General features: G+C 54.8%; 19 protein-coding genes and 2 pseudogenes. 9 read left to right on the top strand and 12 right to left on the bottom strand.

What is annotated here, in order from left to right:
• Positions 1-101 precede the first annotated feature (101 nt).
• On the top strand, positions 102-755 hold the full coding sequence (gene elbB / locus MKleb_RS24785; protein ID WP_014226985.1) for an isoprenoid biosynthesis glyoxalase ElbB: 654 nt from the start codon (positions 102-104) through the stop codon (positions 753-755).
• Positions 752-1,288, top strand: a pseudogene (gene mtgA / locus MKleb_RS24780) (monofunctional biosynthetic peptidoglycan transglycosylase); the annotation flags it as partial. The gene elbB and the pseudogene mtgA, both read left to right, overlap by 4 nt.
• On the opposite strand, the pseudogene npr reads toward mtgA, so the two are convergent.
• The 11 genes and pseudogenes from npr to MKleb_RS24725 all read right to left on the bottom strand — a co-directional run.
• Positions 1,265-1,519, bottom strand: a pseudogene (npr, locus tag MKleb_RS24775) (PTS phosphocarrier protein NPr); the annotation flags it as partial. The pseudogenes mtgA and npr sit on opposite strands and share 24 nt — an antisense overlap.
• Positions 1,516-2,370, bottom strand: coding sequence for an RNase adapter RapZ (gene rapZ, locus MKleb_RS24770; RefSeq protein WP_004106169.1), 855 nt, complete (start codon positions 2,368-2,370; stop codon positions 1,516-1,518). The pseudogene npr and the gene rapZ, both read right to left, overlap by 4 nt.
• A gap of 45 nt (positions 2,371-2,415) precedes the next feature.
• Positions 2,416-2,904 (bottom strand): PTS IIA-like nitrogen regulatory protein PtsN, encoded by a 489-nt coding sequence (gene ptsN, locus MKleb_RS24765; protein ID WP_004854593.1) that lies wholly within the window; start codon positions 2,902-2,904, stop codon positions 2,416-2,418.
• 65 nt (positions 2,905-2,969) lie between these two features.
• Positions 2,970-3,257 (bottom strand): ribosome hibernation promoting factor, encoded by a 288-nt coding sequence (gene hpf, locus MKleb_RS24760; RefSeq protein WP_004106167.1) that lies wholly within the window; start codon positions 3,255-3,257, stop codon positions 2,970-2,972.
• 22 nt (positions 3,258-3,279) lie between these two features.
• A complete protein-coding gene (gene rpoN / locus MKleb_RS24755; RefSeq protein WP_025108150.1) occupies positions 3,280-4,713 on the bottom strand; it encodes an RNA polymerase factor sigma-54 in 1,434 nt (477 codons plus the stop codon).
• Positions 4,714-4,760: 47 nt separating this feature from the next.
• Complete coding sequence (gene lptB, locus MKleb_RS24750) at positions 4,761-5,486, bottom strand: LPS export ABC transporter ATP-binding protein (RefSeq protein ID WP_004125705.1); 726 nt, start codon at positions 5,484-5,486, stop codon at positions 4,761-4,763.
• A gap of 6 nt (positions 5,487-5,492) precedes the next feature.
• Complete coding sequence (lptA, locus tag MKleb_RS24745; protein ID WP_004125703.1) at positions 5,493-6,038, bottom strand: lipopolysaccharide ABC transporter substrate-binding protein LptA; 546 nt, start codon at positions 6,036-6,038, stop codon at positions 5,493-5,495.
• Positions 6,007-6,582: an LPS export ABC transporter periplasmic protein LptC gene (gene lptC, locus MKleb_RS24740; protein WP_004854587.1), complete on the bottom strand. Its 576-nt coding sequence runs from the start codon at positions 6,580-6,582 to the stop codon at positions 6,007-6,009. Before lptC ends, lptA begins: the two co-directional genes overlap by 32 nt.
• Positions 6,579-7,145, bottom strand: coding sequence for a 3-deoxy-manno-octulosonate-8-phosphatase KdsC (kdsC, locus tag MKleb_RS24735; protein WP_004854584.1), 567 nt, complete (start codon positions 7,143-7,145; stop codon positions 6,579-6,581). Before kdsC ends, lptC begins: the two co-directional genes overlap by 4 nt.
• Positions 7,146-7,159: 14 nt before the next feature.
• A complete protein-coding gene (kdsD, locus tag MKleb_RS24730; protein ID WP_160741439.1) occupies positions 7,160-8,164 on the bottom strand; it encodes an arabinose-5-phosphate isomerase KdsD in 1,005 nt (334 codons plus the stop codon).
• Entirely contained in the window at positions 8,161-9,138 is a 978-nt protein-coding gene (locus MKleb_RS24725) for a calcium/sodium antiporter (RefSeq protein ID WP_004854581.1), read from the bottom strand. The genes kdsD and MKleb_RS24725 overlap by 4 nt, the downstream gene beginning before the upstream one ends.
• Positions 9,139-9,347: 209 nt before the next feature.
• Here MKleb_RS24725 and mlaF point away from each other — a divergent pair, with 209 nt between their 5' ends.
• From mlaF to murA, 7 genes are all read left to right on the top strand, one after another.
• Positions 9,348-10,160 (top strand): phospholipid ABC transporter ATP-binding protein MlaF, encoded by an 813-nt coding sequence (gene mlaF / locus MKleb_RS24720; RefSeq protein ID WP_004125691.1) that lies wholly within the window; start codon positions 9,348-9,350, stop codon positions 10,158-10,160.
• A gap of 7 nt (positions 10,161-10,167) precedes the next feature.
• Positions 10,168-10,950: a lipid asymmetry maintenance ABC transporter permease subunit MlaE gene (gene mlaE / locus MKleb_RS24715; RefSeq protein WP_004125690.1), complete on the top strand. Its 783-nt coding sequence runs from the start codon at positions 10,168-10,170 to the stop codon at positions 10,948-10,950.
• 4 nt (positions 10,951-10,954) lie between these two features.
• Positions 10,955-11,506 (top strand): outer membrane lipid asymmetry maintenance protein MlaD, encoded by a 552-nt coding sequence (gene mlaD / locus MKleb_RS24710; protein ID WP_014226983.1) that lies wholly within the window; start codon positions 10,955-10,957, stop codon positions 11,504-11,506.
• 18 nt (positions 11,507-11,524) lie between these two features.
• Positions 11,525-12,160, top strand: a complete 636-nt coding sequence (mlaC, locus tag MKleb_RS24705; RefSeq protein WP_004125682.1) for a phospholipid-binding protein MlaC — start codon at positions 11,525-11,527, stop codon at positions 12,158-12,160.
• A complete protein-coding gene (gene mlaB, locus MKleb_RS24700; RefSeq protein WP_014839634.1) occupies positions 12,160-12,450 on the top strand; it encodes a lipid asymmetry maintenance protein MlaB in 291 nt (96 codons plus the stop codon). The genes mlaC and mlaB overlap by 1 nt, the downstream gene beginning before the upstream one ends.
• Before the next feature lie 135 nt (positions 12,451-12,585).
• Positions 12,586-12,840: a BolA family iron metabolism protein IbaG gene (gene ibaG, locus MKleb_RS24695; protein ID WP_004106141.1), complete on the top strand. Its 255-nt coding sequence runs from the start codon at positions 12,586-12,588 to the stop codon at positions 12,838-12,840.
• A 54-nt stretch (positions 12,841-12,894) separates the two neighbouring features.
• Positions 12,895-14,154, top strand: a complete 1,260-nt coding sequence (murA, locus tag MKleb_RS24690; RefSeq protein ID WP_004854569.1) for a UDP-N-acetylglucosamine 1-carboxyvinyltransferase — start codon at positions 12,895-12,897, stop codon at positions 14,152-14,154.
• A gap of 55 nt (positions 14,155-14,209) precedes the next feature.
• On the opposite strand, the gene sfsB is transcribed toward murA, so the two are convergent.
• Positions 14,210-14,482, bottom strand: coding sequence for a DNA-binding transcriptional regulator SfsB (gene sfsB, locus MKleb_RS24685; protein WP_004854566.1), 273 nt, complete (start codon positions 14,480-14,482; stop codon positions 14,210-14,212).
• Positions 14,483-14,515: the final 33 nt, after the last annotated feature.

Genomic DNA, 14,515 nt, shown 5'->3' with positions numbered 1-14,515 from the left:
CTTAAATAGTTTGTTACATGAAACAGTAAAATATGTGAAGCATAGCGAGTAATTCAAAATTTTTGACTGCTTTCATAAACTTGTACTAAGGGGCTGATGTGATGAAGAAAATTGGTGTGGTGCTGAGCGGCTGCGGCGTTTATGACGGAAGTGAAATTCATGAAGCCGTCATTACCCTGCTGGCAATAGCCCGCAGCGGCGCTCAGGCCATCTGCTATGCGCCAGATAAAGTGCAAACCGATGTTATCAATCACCTGACCGGCGAAGCGCAGGCGGAAAGCCGTAATGTGCTCGTGGAAGCGGCGCGTATCGCACGCGGAGAGATTCAGCCTTTGGCCAATGCCCGAGCGGATGCGCTGGATGCGCTGATCGTCCCCGGCGGTTTTGGTGCAGCAAAGAACCTCAGCAGCTTTGCTTCACAGGGGAGCGAATGTGAAGTCGATCGCGATCTCAAGGCGCTGGCGCTGGCGATGCATCAGGCGGGTAAACCGTTGGGCTTTATCTGTATCGCTCCGGCACTGTTGCCGAAAATATTTGCTATACCGCTACGCGTGACCATTGGTACCGATCTTGATACTGCCGACGCGGTTGAGGAGATGGGGGCTGAACACGTGCCTTGCCCGGTCGACGATATTGTGGTGGATGAAGACAACAAAGTGGTGACGACCCCCGCGTATATGCTGGCGCAGAACATCGCCGAAGCGGCGAGCGGCATTGAAAAACTGGTCTCTCGCGTATTGGTTCTGACGGCATGACATTTCGCTTTTCGCCGTTGCGGTTGATTAAGCGCTTTGTGCTGAGGCTGCTGTTGGCTTGTGCGGTGCTATGGGGCGGCGGGATTGCCCTGTTTAGCTTCGTACCTGTTCCTTTTTCGGCGGTGATGCTGGAGCGGCAGGTCGGCGCCTGGCTTTCAGGGGATTTTCATTACCTCGCCCATTCCGACTGGGTGGACATGGATGAAATTTCGCCGTGGATGGGGCTGGCGGTTATTGCCGCAGAAGATCAGAAATTCCCGGAACACTGGGGATTTGACGTCACGGCCATTGAGAAGGCGCTGGCGCATAATGAACGCAATGAGAACCGCATTCGCGGCGCCTCAACCCTGTCGCAACAGACGGCAAAAAACCTGTTTCTGTGGGACGGCCGCAGCTGGCTGAGAAAAGGGCTGGAGGCGGGACTGACCGTCGGCATTGAGACGGTATGGAGTAAAAAGCGGATCCTCACGGTCTATCTCAATATTGCTGAATTTGGTGAGGGGACGTTTGGCGTTGAACAGCGCGATAACCGCTGCCAGCGCCTCCACTTCCTGTGGGCCGTTGGCTTCAATCTCGATCTGACGCCCTTTAGCTGAATCGAGCATCAGCAGCGCAATCACGCTATTTGCTTCCGCTTCGGTACCTTCATCATTACGCAGCAGCACCTCGGCATCATAGTTCTGCATTAATTCAAACAGCTTCATCGCCGGGCGAGCGTGCATGCCCAGCTTATTGGTGATTTCAACGGTTTGCTTAACGGTCATGATTTGCGTTTTTCCAGCGTCCGATGACGAGACTGCACGTTCTTACCGCGCGAGCGGAAGTAGTCAGCCAGCTGTTCGGCGATGTAAACCGAACGGTGTTTACCACCGGTACAACCAATGGCCACCGTCAAATAGCTGCGGTTATTGGTCTCCAGCATAGGTAACCATAGCTCAAGATAGCTGCGGGTCTGGTAGATAAAATTGTGAACTTCCGTGTGCCGGTCGAGGAAGGCGGCGACGGGCTTATCGAGGCCGGTCATGGGACGAAGCTTCGGATCCCAGTGTGGGTTCGGCAGAAAGCGCACGTCAAAAACGTAGTCGGCATCGATAGGTATACCGTGCTTAAAGCCAAAGGATTCAAACACCATCGTCAGTTCGCGCTCGCGTTTGCCTAATAAACGCGTGCGCAGCATTTCTGCCAGCTCATGCACCGACATTTCTGAGGTATCGACGATCAGGTCGGCGCGGGAACGCAGAGGCTCCAGCAGGTCGCTCTCTTCATCGATGGCGCTTTCCAGCGACAGGTTTTTACTGGACAGAGGATGTAAACGACGCGTGTCGCTGTAGCGGCGAATCAGGGTGTTACGATCGGCATCCAGGAACAGCAGCTGAGGTGAAAATTCTGCGGGCAGATTTTTCATCGCCTGCTCGAAGATTTCCGGCGACTCGGGCATGTTACGCACGTCAATGCTGACGGCTGCCGAGATGTTTCTGTCGGCGAGCGAGCGCGCCAGCTCGGGCAACAGCACAACCGGCAGGTTATCGACGCAGTAAAAACCCATATCTTCCAGCGCTCGCAGGGCGACGGATTTCCCCGACCCTGAACGGCCGCTGACGATCATCAGTACCATGTACCGTTTCTCCTCAGTACGAAAAAGAGTAAGGTGCGACTTCCGTTACGCCTCATTATTACTTCCCGCTTCAGTAATGATTTCATACAGCTCTTCATCACTTTGCGCAGCGCGCAGGCGGCGGCAAATAGTTTTATCTGCCAGACGTTTCGCCACCAGCGAGAGCGTATGCAGATGCGTTTTAGTTTGATCGGCCGGGACAAGAAGGGCAAACAGCAGATCGACGGGTTGATTGTCGATAGCATCGAAGGCAATTGGGGTTTCCAACTGAACAAAAACGCCCACGGCCCGCAGCGTATCCTCTTCGAGTTTACCGTGTGGGATCGCAATACCGTTGCCAATCCCGGTACTGCCCATTTTCTCACGGGTGAGGATCGCCTCGAAGACGATCTGGGGCGGTAAGCCTAACTGCTTTGCCGCCAGCTCGCTGATGATTTCCAGCGCGCGTTTTTTGCTCTGGCAGTGAACCTGGCTACGGGTACATTCCTGGTTAAGGACATTGCTCAGTTGTAGAGCCGAATCGTTATTTATCATAATTTCACCTGAGCTCTCCTGGCCAACCGCCTGCGGGCGGTTGGCGTAGGCTATTGCCCGGACAATTAGTGTTGTTTCAGTTTATCTTTATGTTTTGTTAGCTGTCTTGCCAGCTTATCGATAAGACCATCGATCGCAGCATACATATCCTGCCCTTCCGCACTGGCATGGATTTCACCACCGTTGACATGCAGATTGGCGTCCGCTATTTGCGTCACCTTCTCCACTTTTAACACAATGTAGACCTGGTTGATCCTGTCGAAAAACTGCTCCAGTTTGCTGAACTTCGCGGTAACGAAATCGCGCATCGCGGGGGTTATTTCAACGTTGTGTCCTGTAATGTTGAGCTGCATAGTGTCTTCCTTATCGGTTGGGTCAAACCAGCTGCTTACGCTGATTTGACGGCGGAATGGATAAAGACTCTCGGTACTTAGCAACGGTTCGCCGCGCCACCATAATACCCTGATCGGATAGCAGGGTGGTGAGCTTACTGTCACTCAATGGTTTCGCGGGGTTTTCCGCGGCGATTAATTTCTTCACCAGCGCACGAATGGCCGTCGACGATGCTTCGCCGCCGCCTTCGGTGTTTACATGGCTGGAGAAGAAATACTTCAGCTCAAAAATACCGCGCGGACTGTGCAGGTATTTTTGCGTAGTAACGCGTGAAATGGTGGATTCATGCATTTCGACGGCCTGAGCGATGTCCGCCAGCACCATCGGTTTCATAAACTCTTCACCTTGTTCAAAAAAAGCCTGCTGCTGTTCGACAATGCAGCGGCTGACGCGCAGAAGGGTGTCGTTGCGGCTCTCGAGGCTCTTGATAAGCCAGCGCGCTTCCTGCAGGTTGCTGCGGATAAACTGGCCGTCAGCGTCATTGCGCGTACTGTTACCCATGGCGGCATAGTGCTGGTTGATCTTCAGGCGCGGAAGGCTATCTGAATTGAGCTCAACGACCCAACGATCGTTCACTTTACGCACCAGAACGTCAGGAATGACATATTCTGGCTCGCCAGTCTGGATCGACTGGCCCGGGCGCGGATCCAGCGATTGGATCAGATTTACCGCTTCCTTTAGCACGTCTTCTTTGAGGCGAGTCACGCGCATCAGGCTACGGAAGTCGTGATTGGCAAGCAGATCAAGGTGTTCGCTGATGATCAGGCGAGCTTCATCAATCCACGGCGTCTCTTTGGCAAACTGTGAAAGCTGAACCAGCAGGCAATCGCGTAAATCTTTTGCCGCTACGCCGACGGGATCGAAACGCTGAATGCGCTTGAGAACCGCTTCTACTTCTTCAAGCCCGATTTCATCATCGCCAATACTTTCCACGATGTCTTCGACAGGAACGGTCAGGTAGCCAGTATCATCAACGGCATCGACGATAGAGGTCGCGATGGCGCGATCGGTATCGGTGAAGGGCGTCAGTTCAACCTGCCACATCAGATAATCCTGCAGGCTTTGCGTGGTCTCGCCCTGGTAGACGGGCAGTTCATCATCCTGGTAATCAACGCCGTTGCCTGACGGCGTTCCGGCGGTGTAAATCTCATCCCAGCTGGCATCAAGCGGCAGCTCTTCGGGCATGTCTTTCTGCTCAAGGGCATCGACGGTATCCAGAGACTCACGATCTTCGGCCTCTTTGGTTTCTACCTCATCGTGAAGATCGGTTTGCTCCAGCAACGGGTTGCTGTCCAGCGCCTGCTGGAGTTCTTGCTGGAGTTCTAACGTGGACAGCTGCAGTAGACGAATCGCCTGCTGCAGTTGTGGCGTCATGGCAAGCTGTTGGCTTAGCCTTAATTGCAAACCTTGCTTCATATTCAGGGCCAATATCTCCGGCTAAAACGTCTGTAACCTCTACCCTATCAGAGTCTGAAGTCTTCCCCAAGATACACGCGCTTAACCTGCTCGTCTTCAAGGATTTGCTGTGGCGTACCGTGAGCTATCAGGTGGCCCTGGCTGACGATATAAGCACGCTCACACACGGCCAGCGTTTCCCGGACGTTATGGTCGGTTATCAGGACGCCAAGACCGCTGTCGCGCAGGTGTTCAATAATGCGTTTGATATCAATGACGGAGATGGGGTCCACGCCGGCGAAGGGTTCATCCAGCAGGATAAATTTCGGGTTAGCGGCCAGCGCGCGGGCGATCTCGACGCGGCGGCGTTCACCACCGGAGAGCGCCTGGCCGAGGCTATCGCGCAGATGCTCAATGTGAAACTCCTCCATCAGCTCTTTCGCCCGGTCTTCACGCTGCTCGTTGCTCAGGTCGTCGCGAATCTGCAGTACCGCCATCAGGTTATCGTAAACGCTCAGGCGGCGGAATATGGAGGCCTCCTGCGGCAAATAGCCGATTCCGCGACGCGCGCGCGCGTGCAGGGGCAGCAGGCTGATATCTTCATCATCGATGATAATGTTGCCGGCGTCGCGCGGTACGATACCAACGACCATATAGAACGTGGTGGTTTTACCGGCACCGTTCGGACCGAGCAGACCAACAATCTCGCCCGAATTCACGGTCAGGCTGACGTCTTCTACAACGCGGCGGCCTTTATAGGCTTTAGCAAGATTCTTTGCAGTTAATGTTGCCATAACGAATTACTTACCCTTCTTTGACTGATCGCTACCCTTGTCCTGCAGCTGCGAAGGAACCAGAACCGTGGTCACGCGCCCGCCTTTATTGCTGAAGGCCTGCATTTTTTGCTCTTTCACCAGGTAAGTGATTTTGTCGCCCTGGATATTGCTATCGATCTGTTCCAGATGCGCATTGCCGGTCAGGACGACAAAGTCGTTTTGCAGTTCATAATGCATTTTCGACGCGCGGCCTTTTACCGGCTTACCGTTGTCCTGCATCTGGTAGAAGGTGGCCGGGTTACCGTAGCCATCAATAACCTCTTTGCCTTTCTCTCCACCCGGACGGGTCACAACAACTTTGTCGGCGTTGATTTTGATCGTTCCCTGAGTGACGACAACATTCCCCGTAAAGGTGACGACGTTGCCCTGCATATCCAGCGACTGCTGATCGGATTCAATGTGAATCGGCTGATCGGTATCACCTGTCTTTGCCTGTGCCGACAGGCTGGCGGCCAGTAAGGCGCTGGCGAGCGCAATCTTAAGGCTGAGTTTGTTTGTTCTGAATTTCATATGAGGTTCTAACCTTTTCAATCAGCTCGGCATTTTTACTGCGCAGGTTCCCGCGCATTTTCAGGCCGCTGGAATTAAATGTTGTTCCGTACAACGTCACCATGTCATCGGAGGTAACATCCTGCGTCACCAGGTTTATCTGGGCGTTATCCGTCGTAATTTTGCGCAGTTGAGAATCCGCCGTCAGCGCATTTACCTCAACGTGCCCGTAAAGATACAGCATGCGGTCATTCGTCAACTTAGCTTTATCCGCTTTGATAGACCAGGTTGGTACTTTATTGGTATCAAAGGTGGTCATCACCGGTTTTGTGAACCACGAGAGCTGCTGTTCGGAAAAATACTCCACGTGTTCCGCGATGAGCCGGTAGTTAAGCGCCCCTTCGGGACTATACACGACGGTATCAGTATGCTCGCTGGTATACGTTGGATCGTCAGGATTGATCGCTTGCTGGGTGGTATCGTCCGTACTCGCCAGGTTCAGGCCGATCAGGATCAGCGCGACCAGCGACAGTAAAATGATAACCCAACGTCTGGTTTTACTCATATAGATTGCCCTTTGGCCTCATCCAGCTTGCCCTGCGCCAATAGTAGCAAATCGCACACTTCGCGTACCGCTCCGCGACCCCCGTTGATACGAGTAACGTAATCCGCGCGCGGGAGCAGCAGCGGATGCGCATCGGCTACCGCTATGCTTAAACCCACTTCAGCCATCACCGGCCAGTCGATCAGATCGTCGCCAATATAGGCGACTTCATCCGCGCTAACGGCCAGTTTATTGAGTAGTTCACGAAACGCCAGCAGCTTATCCGACTGCCCCTGGTAGAGATGCGTAATGCCCAGCGTTTGGCAGCGATCTTCCACCAGTTTAGCGTTTCGCCCGGTAATTATCGCCACTTCAATATCTGAAGTCAGGGCGCAGCGGATACCGTAGCCGTCGCGCACGTTAAACGCCTTCAGCTCTTCGCCGTTGTTACCCATATAGATAAGACCGTCGGACAAAACGCCGTCTACATCAAGTATCAATAAACGGATCTTCGCCGCCCGGTCAAGAAAGTCCTGGCTTACCGGCCCGTAGCAGGTCGCTATCAGGGCATCAGCATTATTCATTATTTTTTCCTTACTTACACTACGCCCGCGCGCAGGAGATCGTGCATATGTATCACACCTACCAGACGGTCGCCATCAGCAACCAGCACGCAGGTGATATGACGGGACTGCATCAGGTTCAGCGCATCAACGGCCAGCGTGCCGGGACGGATGCGGATTCCGCCTCGCGTCATCACTTCGGCAATACTGGCGTTACGCATATCAATGCCGGTATCAAATACGCGGCGCAGATCGCCATCGGTGAAGATGCCGATGATATTCATTTCATCATCGCAAATGGCGGTCATGCCTAAATTTTTGCGCGTGATTTCCAGCAACGCATCGCGGAGCGTGGCCTCTAGGCCAACGTGCGGAATTTCATCGCCGGTGTGCATGATATCATTGACCCGCAGCAGTAGCTTACGGCCCAGAGCGCCGCCAGGGTGCGATAGCGCAAAATCTTCAGCGGTAAAACCGCGGGCTTCCAGCAGCGCTACGGCAAGGGCATCGCCCATGACCAGCGCGGCGGTGGTGCTTGACGTGGGGGCCAGCCCTAACGGGCAGGCCTCTTTGGGCACCTTCACGCACAGGTGAATATCCGCCGCGCGCGCCATGCTGCTTTCCGGTCGGCTGGTGATACAAATCAGCGCCACCTGCTGGCGCTTAAGCACCGGAATCAGGGCGAGGATTTCATTTGACTCGCCCGAGTTGGATAGCGCGATCACCACGTCGCATGGAGTTACCATGCCTAAATCGCCGTGCGCGGCCTCACCGGGATGAACGAAGAAAGATGACGTTCCGGTACTGGCGAAAGTGGCTGCCATTTTTCGCCCGATATGGCCGGATTTCCCCATTCCCATCACCACAACTTTACCGGTACAGCGGAAAATGGTCTCACAGGCACGGGTAAAATCTTCATTAATGTATTGATCGAGCTGGGCCAGACCTTCACGTTCAATGTCCAGAACCTCGCGGCCTGCCCGTTGAAAGTCAAAATCCGCTGGCAAATCTATTTGCGACATAATGTTATCCCGAATCATTCAACGAAGAGCGGCGCTGTCCAGTACAGCATCGCTAACCAAAGCACAAAACCACCCAGCAGCAGGGCACCGGCAAGGCGACCGGGCTGCTGCTTACGGCGCCAGCACAGCGCGGCGAAGATCAGGCTGACCAGCAGCATGACGCCATAATCGCGGGTAAAGGCCTCGGCGGCAAAGGTGCCTGGCGCAATCAGCGCGGGGAGCCCGAGGACCAGTACAATATTAAGAATATTAGCGCCAATGATATTGCCGATAGCGATGTCATTTTCGCCTTTTCGCGCTCCGGCGATGGCCGTGGCCAGCTCGGGCAGGCTGGTGCCGATAGCGACGACCGTTAAGCCGACGGTCAGTTCGCTGATAGCAAAAAAGTTTGCCAGCACCGTGGCGTTATCGACCACCATCCGCGTAGCCATCGGCATCACAATCATCGCGACGCCCAACCAGAGCAGCGCGACGGGAAGCGAGCCTTCTCGCGGCAGCTCCGCCAGCTGTTCACGGGTCAGGCTGTCGTTACCCTGGCGTTCCGCAAGGCGGGCAATTTTAAGGGTAAACAGCAGCCACAGTATGGCCAGCGCCAGCAAAAAAAGGCCGTCTATCCGCGTAAGCTGGCCGTCGTACAGCACAAATCCTGCCAGTAAACTAACCAGCAACATTAACGGCAATTCGCGGCGCAGGATATCAGAATGCACGGTAAAAGGTTGAAACAGCGCGGTGAGGCCGAGGATCAGCAGGATATTGGTGATATTCGATCCGAGAGCGGTGCCGATCGCCAGATCGGTTTGCCCATGCAAGGAAGCGGCGGCGGAAACAATCACTTCCGGCAAACTGGTACCGATGCTGACTACCGTCATGCCAATAATCAGGGGAGGGATCCCCAGCATACGGCAGAGTATTGAAGCGGCGTAGACCAGACGATCGGCGCTGTAGACAACCAGCAATAAACCAATAATTAACAGAGCCGTCGCTAAGAGCATCTAAAGTCCTTTCTTCAGGTATAATCGTCGCCTCGCTGGCCGTCCGTAGGCAGCGTAACGAATTCTTAATTTTGACTTTATGTGTGCCAAAAGTAAAACAAATGCCAGCTTTCGCTAACCCGGGCGGGTAAGATTCTGTAAAAATGTTGGGTTTGTGGTGAAAGAAAGCGCCATGCTTAGCCCGACGGGTGTCTAGTAAGGATGATTTTATGAGCCAGAGTTCGGCGAATCTAGTCGAAGTGCGCGGTATTCGCTTCTCGAGGGGCGATCGCGTGATCTTCGATGATATCTCGCTATCTGTACCCCGCGGCAAGATCACCGCGATAATGGGGCCATCAGGGATCGGCAAAACCACCCTGTTACGTCTCATCGGCGGTCAGATCCCGCCCGATAAAGGCGAGATCCTGTTTGATGGTGAAAACGTACCGCAGATGTCGCGTTCGCGCCTGTATACCGTCCGCAAGCGCATGAGCATGCTGTTTCAGTCCGGCGCGCTGTTCACCGATCTGAATGTGTTCGATAACGTCGCTTATCCGCTGCGCGAGCATACGCGTTTGCCGGAAGCGCTGCTGCACACCACGGTGATGATGAAGCTGGAAGCCGTTGGGCTACGCGGAGCCGCGAAGCTGATGCCTTCTGAGCTTTCCGGCGGCATGGCGCGCCGTGCCGCCCTGGCGAGGGCGATTGCGCTCGAACCTGATTTAATCATGTTCGATGAGCCCTTTGTCGGGCAGGACCCCATTACGATGGGGGTGCTGGTGAAGCTGATTTCTGAACTCAATAGCACCCTGGGTGTCACCTGTATCGTGGTTTCGCATGATGTGCCGGAGGTGCTCAGCATCGCGGACTTTGCATATATCGTGGCGGACAAAAAGGTCGTAGCGCATGGGAGCGCGCAGTCGCTGCGTGAAAATGCCGATCCTCGGGTTCGTCAGTTCATTGATGGTATCGCCGACGGCCCGGTGCCGTTCCGCTATCCGGCGGGTGATTATCATCATGATTTATTGGGCAAAGGGAGTTAAGCGACTCATGTTGTTAAATGCGCTAGCCGCGCTTGGGCATCGCGGTATAAAAACTATCGCGACGTTCGGGCGTGCTGGATTAATGCTCTTCAACGCGGTTGTGGGCAAGCCTGAGTTTCGCAAGCATGCGCCGCTGCTGGTGCGTCAGCTGTACAACGTTGGCGTGTTATCAATGCTGATCATCATTGTATCGGGGCTGTTTATCGGTATGGTGCTGGGTCTGCAGGGCTATCTGGTGTTGACCACCTATAGCGCCGAAACCAGTCTGGGCATGCTGGTGGCGCTATCGCTGCTGCGTGAGCTGGGGCCGGTGGTCGCCGCGCTGCTGTTTGCCGGGCGTGCCGGCTCGGCGCTGACTGCTGAAATTGGCCTGATGCGCGCAACGGAGCAGCTCTCCAGTATGGAGATGATGGCGGTCGACCCGCTTCGCCGCGTGATCTCTCCGCGCTTCTGGGCGGGGGTGATTTCACTGCCGTTGTTAACGATTATTTTTGTGGCGGTCGGCGTTTGGGGCGGCTCGCTGGTCGGTGTCAGCTGGAAGGGCATCGATGGCGGATTCTTCTGGAGCGCGATGCAAAACGCCGTTGACTGGCGGATGGATCTGGTTAACTGCCTGATTAAGAGCCTGGTTTTCGCCATTACGGTAACATGGATCGCGTTATTTAACGGTTATGACGCTATCCCCACTTCCGCCGGGATTAGCCGGGCGACGACGCGTACCGTGGTGCATGCGTCGCTGGCGGTTCTGGGGCTGGATTTTGTGCTGACTGCGCTGATGTTTGGGAATTGAGTTCATGCAAACGAGAAAAAATGAAATCTGGGTAGGGGTGTTTTTACTGGTTGCGCTGCTGGCCGCGCTGTTTGTCTGCCTGAAGGCGGCAAACGTAACCTCTTTACGTACCGAACCGACTTATCGGCTCTATGCCACTTTTGACAATATCGGCGGTCTCAAAGCGCGCTCTCCGGTGCGGATTGGCGGCGTTGTCGTTGGACGCGTGGCGGATATTACGCTCGATCCTAAGACCTACCTGCCTCGCGTCGCGCTCGATATTGATGAGCGCTACAACCATATTCCGGATACCAGCTCGCTGGCGATCCGAACTTCCGGTCTGCTGGGCGAACAGTACCTGGCGATGAATATCGGGTTTGAAGATCCTGAACTGGGAACCACTATCCTTAAAGATGGCGGTACCATTCAGGACACCAAATCCGCAATGGTGCTGGAAGATTTGATAGGCCAGTTCCTTTATAACAGTAAAGGTAGCGACAATAAGAATTCTGGCGATGAACAGGCTGCTGGAGAGAGTCATACTGACGCTACGCCGCCAGCCGGCACGACGCACTAATTTCAGGAGAGTTAAGATATGTTTAAACGCTTACTAATGGTCGCCATGCTGGTGATTGCCCCCTTGACTGCGGCCACCGCCGCGGATCAGTCCAATCCGTACAAGCTGATGGACGAAGCGGCGCAGAAAACCTTCGATCGCCTCAAGAACGAGCAGCCGAAGATTCAGGCCAACCCGAACTACCTGCGCGATATCGTCGATCAGGAACTGCTGCCCTATGTTCAGGTGAAATACGCCGGCGCGCTGGTGTTAGGCCGTTATTACAAAGAAGCGACCCCGGCGCAGCGTGAAGCCTATTTTGCCGCCTTCCGCGAATATCTGAAGCAGGCCTATGGCCAGGCGCTGGCGATGTATCACGGTCAGACCTATCAGATTGCCCCTGAGCAGCCTTTGGGCAGCGCGACCATTGTTCCTATCCGCGTCACCATCCTTGATCCGAATGGCCGTCCGCCGGTGCGCCTGGATTTCCAGTGGCGTAAAAATACCCAGACCGGTAACTGGCAGGCGTACGACATGATTGCGGAAGGGGTGAGCATGATCACCACTAAACAAAACGAGTGGAGCGATCTGCTGCGTACTAAAGGCGTTGATGGTCTGACGGCGCAGCTGAAGGCAAGCTCCGCGCAGCCGATTACGCTGGAACAGAAAAAATAATGACCGGGCAGCTGAGCTGGGCTCGCGATGGTGAGACGCTGGCGCTGCGCGGAGAGCTGGACCAGGATCTTCTGGTCCCGCTGTGGGAAGCGCGCGCGCAGGCGACGGATGGCGTGTCTGCCATCGACCTGAGCGCCGTGACCCGCGTGGACACCGCCGGGCTGGCGCTATTAGTGCATTTTATCGCACTGGTTCGTCGGCAGGGCGGGGAAGCGAAGTTGACCGGGAAGAGTGAAAATCTGCAAACCCTGGTCAGGTTGTATAACCTTCCTGCTGATATGATCCCATAACTTTTTCAGTGCCTTAGTGCTGAAGCTATTCTGAAAGCCCCATCAAACTTTTCGATGGGGCTTTTTGCTTGTTTAAGACGGCGCCACTTTCCTCTAAGATGTTGGGCTGTTTTCACTATCAGATAAATGTAGCCCATGGAAAATCATGAAATTCAGACCGTGCTGATGAACGCACTCTCCCTTCAGGAAGTCCACGTCTCTGGCGATGGCAGCCACTTTCAGGTAATTGCTGTGGGTGAGATGTTCGACGGCATGAGTCGGGTCAAGAAGCAACAGGCTATCTATGCCCCGCTGATGGAATATATTGCCGATAACCGCATCCATGCTCTGTCGATTAAAGCGTTTACTCCGCAGGAGTGGGCGCGAGACCGCAAACTTAATGGCTTATAAGCTGTGGGGATGTTCCCCGCAGCGTATGTGAATTCTTAACAGAGAACAGAATCAATGGATAAATTCCGTGTTCAGGGGCCAACTCGTCTTCAGGGCGAGGTCACCATTTCCGGCGCGAAAAACGCCGCCCTGCCAATCCTCTTTGCCGCGCTATTAGCCGAAGAGCCGATTGAGATCCAAAACGTACCGAAGCTGAAAGACATCGATACCACCATGAAACTGCTGAGCCAGCTGGGCGCGAACGTTAAGCGCAACGGCTCCGTATGGATCGATGCCGGCCCGGTCGACGTTTTCTGTGCTCCGTATGACCTCGTCAAAACCATGCGCGCGTCTATTTGGGCGCTGGGACCGCTGGTGGCGCGTTTTGGCCAGGGGCAGGTTTCTCTTCCCGGCGGCTGCGCCATCGGCGCGCGCCCCGTTGATTTACACATTACTGGCCTTGAGCAGCTGGGTGCGGAAATCAAGCTGGAAGAGGGTTATGTCAAGGCGTCGGTTAATGGACGTCTGAAAGGCGCGCATATTGTGATGGATAAGGTCAGCGTTGGCGCTACCGTGACCATCATGAGCGCTGCGACGCTGGCGGAAGGTACGACCGTTATCGAAAACGCCGCGCGCGAGCCGGAAATTGTCGATACCGCGAACTTTCTCAACACGCTGGGTGCGAAGATCAAAGGTCAGGGTACCGATCGTATCACCATCGAAGGCGTAGCGCGCCTCGGCGGCGGCGTCTACCGCGTTCTGCCGGATCGTATTGAAACCGGGACGTTCCTGGTGGCGGCGGCGATTTCTGGCGGTAAGATCCTGTGCCGCAATGCCCAGCCGGATACCCTTGATGCGGTTCTGGCCAAGCTACGCGACGCCGGTGCGGATATCGAAACGGGCGAAGACTGGATTAGCCTGGACATGCACGGCAATCGTCCGAAGGCCGTCAACGTGCGTACTGCCCCACACCCAGGCTTCCCGACCGACATGCAGGCTCAGTTCACCTTGCTGAATCTGGTTGCCGAGGGCACCGGCGTGATCACCGAGACGATCTTCGAAAACCGTTTCATGCATATCCCGGAACTGATCCGTATGGGCGCGCATGCGGAAATCGAAAGCAATACGGCGATTTGCCACGGCGTGAAGCAGCTTTCTGGCGCCCAGGTGATGGCGACGGATCTGCGTGCGTCAGCCAGCCTGGTACTGGCGGGCTGTATTGCGGAAGGTACGACGATTGTCGATCGTATTTACCACATTGACCGCGGCTACGAACGTATCGAAGACAAGCTTCAGGCGCTTGGTGCGAATATCGAACGCGTCAAAGGCGAATAAGCCGTAGCAGCAGCCCTCTGACGTTTGTCCGGGGGCTGTTGTCTGCAACCTCGCTTTACTTGTTGTTCTTCCTTGGGCGCATCATTTGCGTTCTGTCGATAAACTGATGGGTATGGGGATCGTGATAGCGCGATGGCCATATTACCCACGGATCGGTTTCCAGCGCGTTAGCAATAATCAGCTCGCCCTTGGGCCAGGGCCGGGTCAGCGCATTGGCGAGCGTTGAAGAACTTAAACCATTACGCCGCGATTCAGCTGCCAGCGACGTCCCTTTTTTGCGTAATCCGGCAATAATATCCGCCGGATGCCAGTCGATGAACTTATCCATAAATTCTCCTGGTAATAAACATGCCTGGCGTCC

Origin of the sequence: Klebsiella sp. PL-2018 (assembly GCF_019048985.1) — a bacterium.
Taxonomy (GTDB): Bacteria; Pseudomonadota; Gammaproteobacteria; order Enterobacterales; family Enterobacteriaceae; genus Klebsiella; species Klebsiella michiganensis.
The sequence above is the reverse complement of the archived record's forward strand: the minus strand, read 5'-3'. Positions and strand labels throughout refer to the sequence as shown.

Excerpts from the sequence above, each read along its gene's own strand:
- elbB (WP_014226985.1), top strand. The coding sequence starts at position 102 with ATGAAGAAAATTGGTGTGGTGCTGAGCGGCTGCGGCGTTTATGACGGA.
- rapZ (WP_004106169.1), bottom strand. The coding sequence starts at position 2,370 with ATGGTACTGATGATCGTCAGCGGCCGTTCAGGGTCGGGGAAATCCGTC.
- ptsN (WP_004854593.1), bottom strand. The coding sequence starts at position 2,904 with ATGATAAATAACGATTCGGCTCTACAACTGAGCAATGTCCTTAACCAG.
- hpf (WP_004106167.1), bottom strand. The coding sequence starts at position 3,257 with ATGCAGCTCAACATTACAGGACACAACGTTGAAATAACCCCCGCGATG.
- rpoN (WP_025108150.1), bottom strand. The coding sequence starts at position 4,713 with ATGAAGCAAGGTTTGCAATTAAGGCTAAGCCAACAGCTTGCCATGACG.
- lptB (WP_004125705.1), bottom strand. The coding sequence starts at position 5,486 with ATGGCAACATTAACTGCAAAGAATCTTGCTAAAGCCTATAAAGGCCGC.
- lptA (WP_004125703.1), bottom strand. The coding sequence starts at position 6,038 with ATGAAATTCAGAACAAACAAACTCAGCCTTAAGATTGCGCTCGCCAGC.
- lptC (WP_004854587.1), bottom strand. The coding sequence starts at position 6,582 with ATGAGTAAAACCAGACGTTGGGTTATCATTTTACTGTCGCTGGTCGCG.
- kdsC (WP_004854584.1), bottom strand. The coding sequence starts at position 7,145 with ATGAATAATGCTGATGCCCTGATAGCGACCTGCTACGGGCCGGTAAGC.
- kdsD (WP_160741439.1), bottom strand. The coding sequence starts at position 8,164 with ATGATTCGGGATAACATTATGTCGCAAATAGATTTGCCAGCGGATTTT.
- MKleb_RS24725 (WP_004854581.1), bottom strand. The coding sequence starts at position 9,138 with ATGCTCTTAGCGACGGCTCTGTTAATTATTGGTTTATTGCTGGTTGTC.
- mlaF (WP_004125691.1), top strand. The coding sequence starts at position 9,348 with ATGAGCCAGAGTTCGGCGAATCTAGTCGAAGTGCGCGGTATTCGCTTC.
- mlaE (WP_004125690.1), top strand. The coding sequence starts at position 10,168 with ATGTTGTTAAATGCGCTAGCCGCGCTTGGGCATCGCGGTATAAAAACT.
- mlaD (WP_014226983.1), top strand. The coding sequence starts at position 10,955 with ATGCAAACGAGAAAAAATGAAATCTGGGTAGGGGTGTTTTTACTGGTT.
- mlaC (WP_004125682.1), top strand. The coding sequence starts at position 11,525 with ATGTTTAAACGCTTACTAATGGTCGCCATGCTGGTGATTGCCCCCTTG.
- mlaB (WP_014839634.1), top strand. The coding sequence starts at position 12,160 with ATGACCGGGCAGCTGAGCTGGGCTCGCGATGGTGAGACGCTGGCGCTG.
- ibaG (WP_004106141.1), top strand. The coding sequence starts at position 12,586 with ATGGAAAATCATGAAATTCAGACCGTGCTGATGAACGCACTCTCCCTT.
- murA (WP_004854569.1), top strand. The coding sequence starts at position 12,895 with ATGGATAAATTCCGTGTTCAGGGGCCAACTCGTCTTCAGGGCGAGGTC.
- sfsB (WP_004854566.1), bottom strand. The coding sequence starts at position 14,482 with ATGGATAAGTTCATCGACTGGCATCCGGCGGATATTATTGCCGGATTA.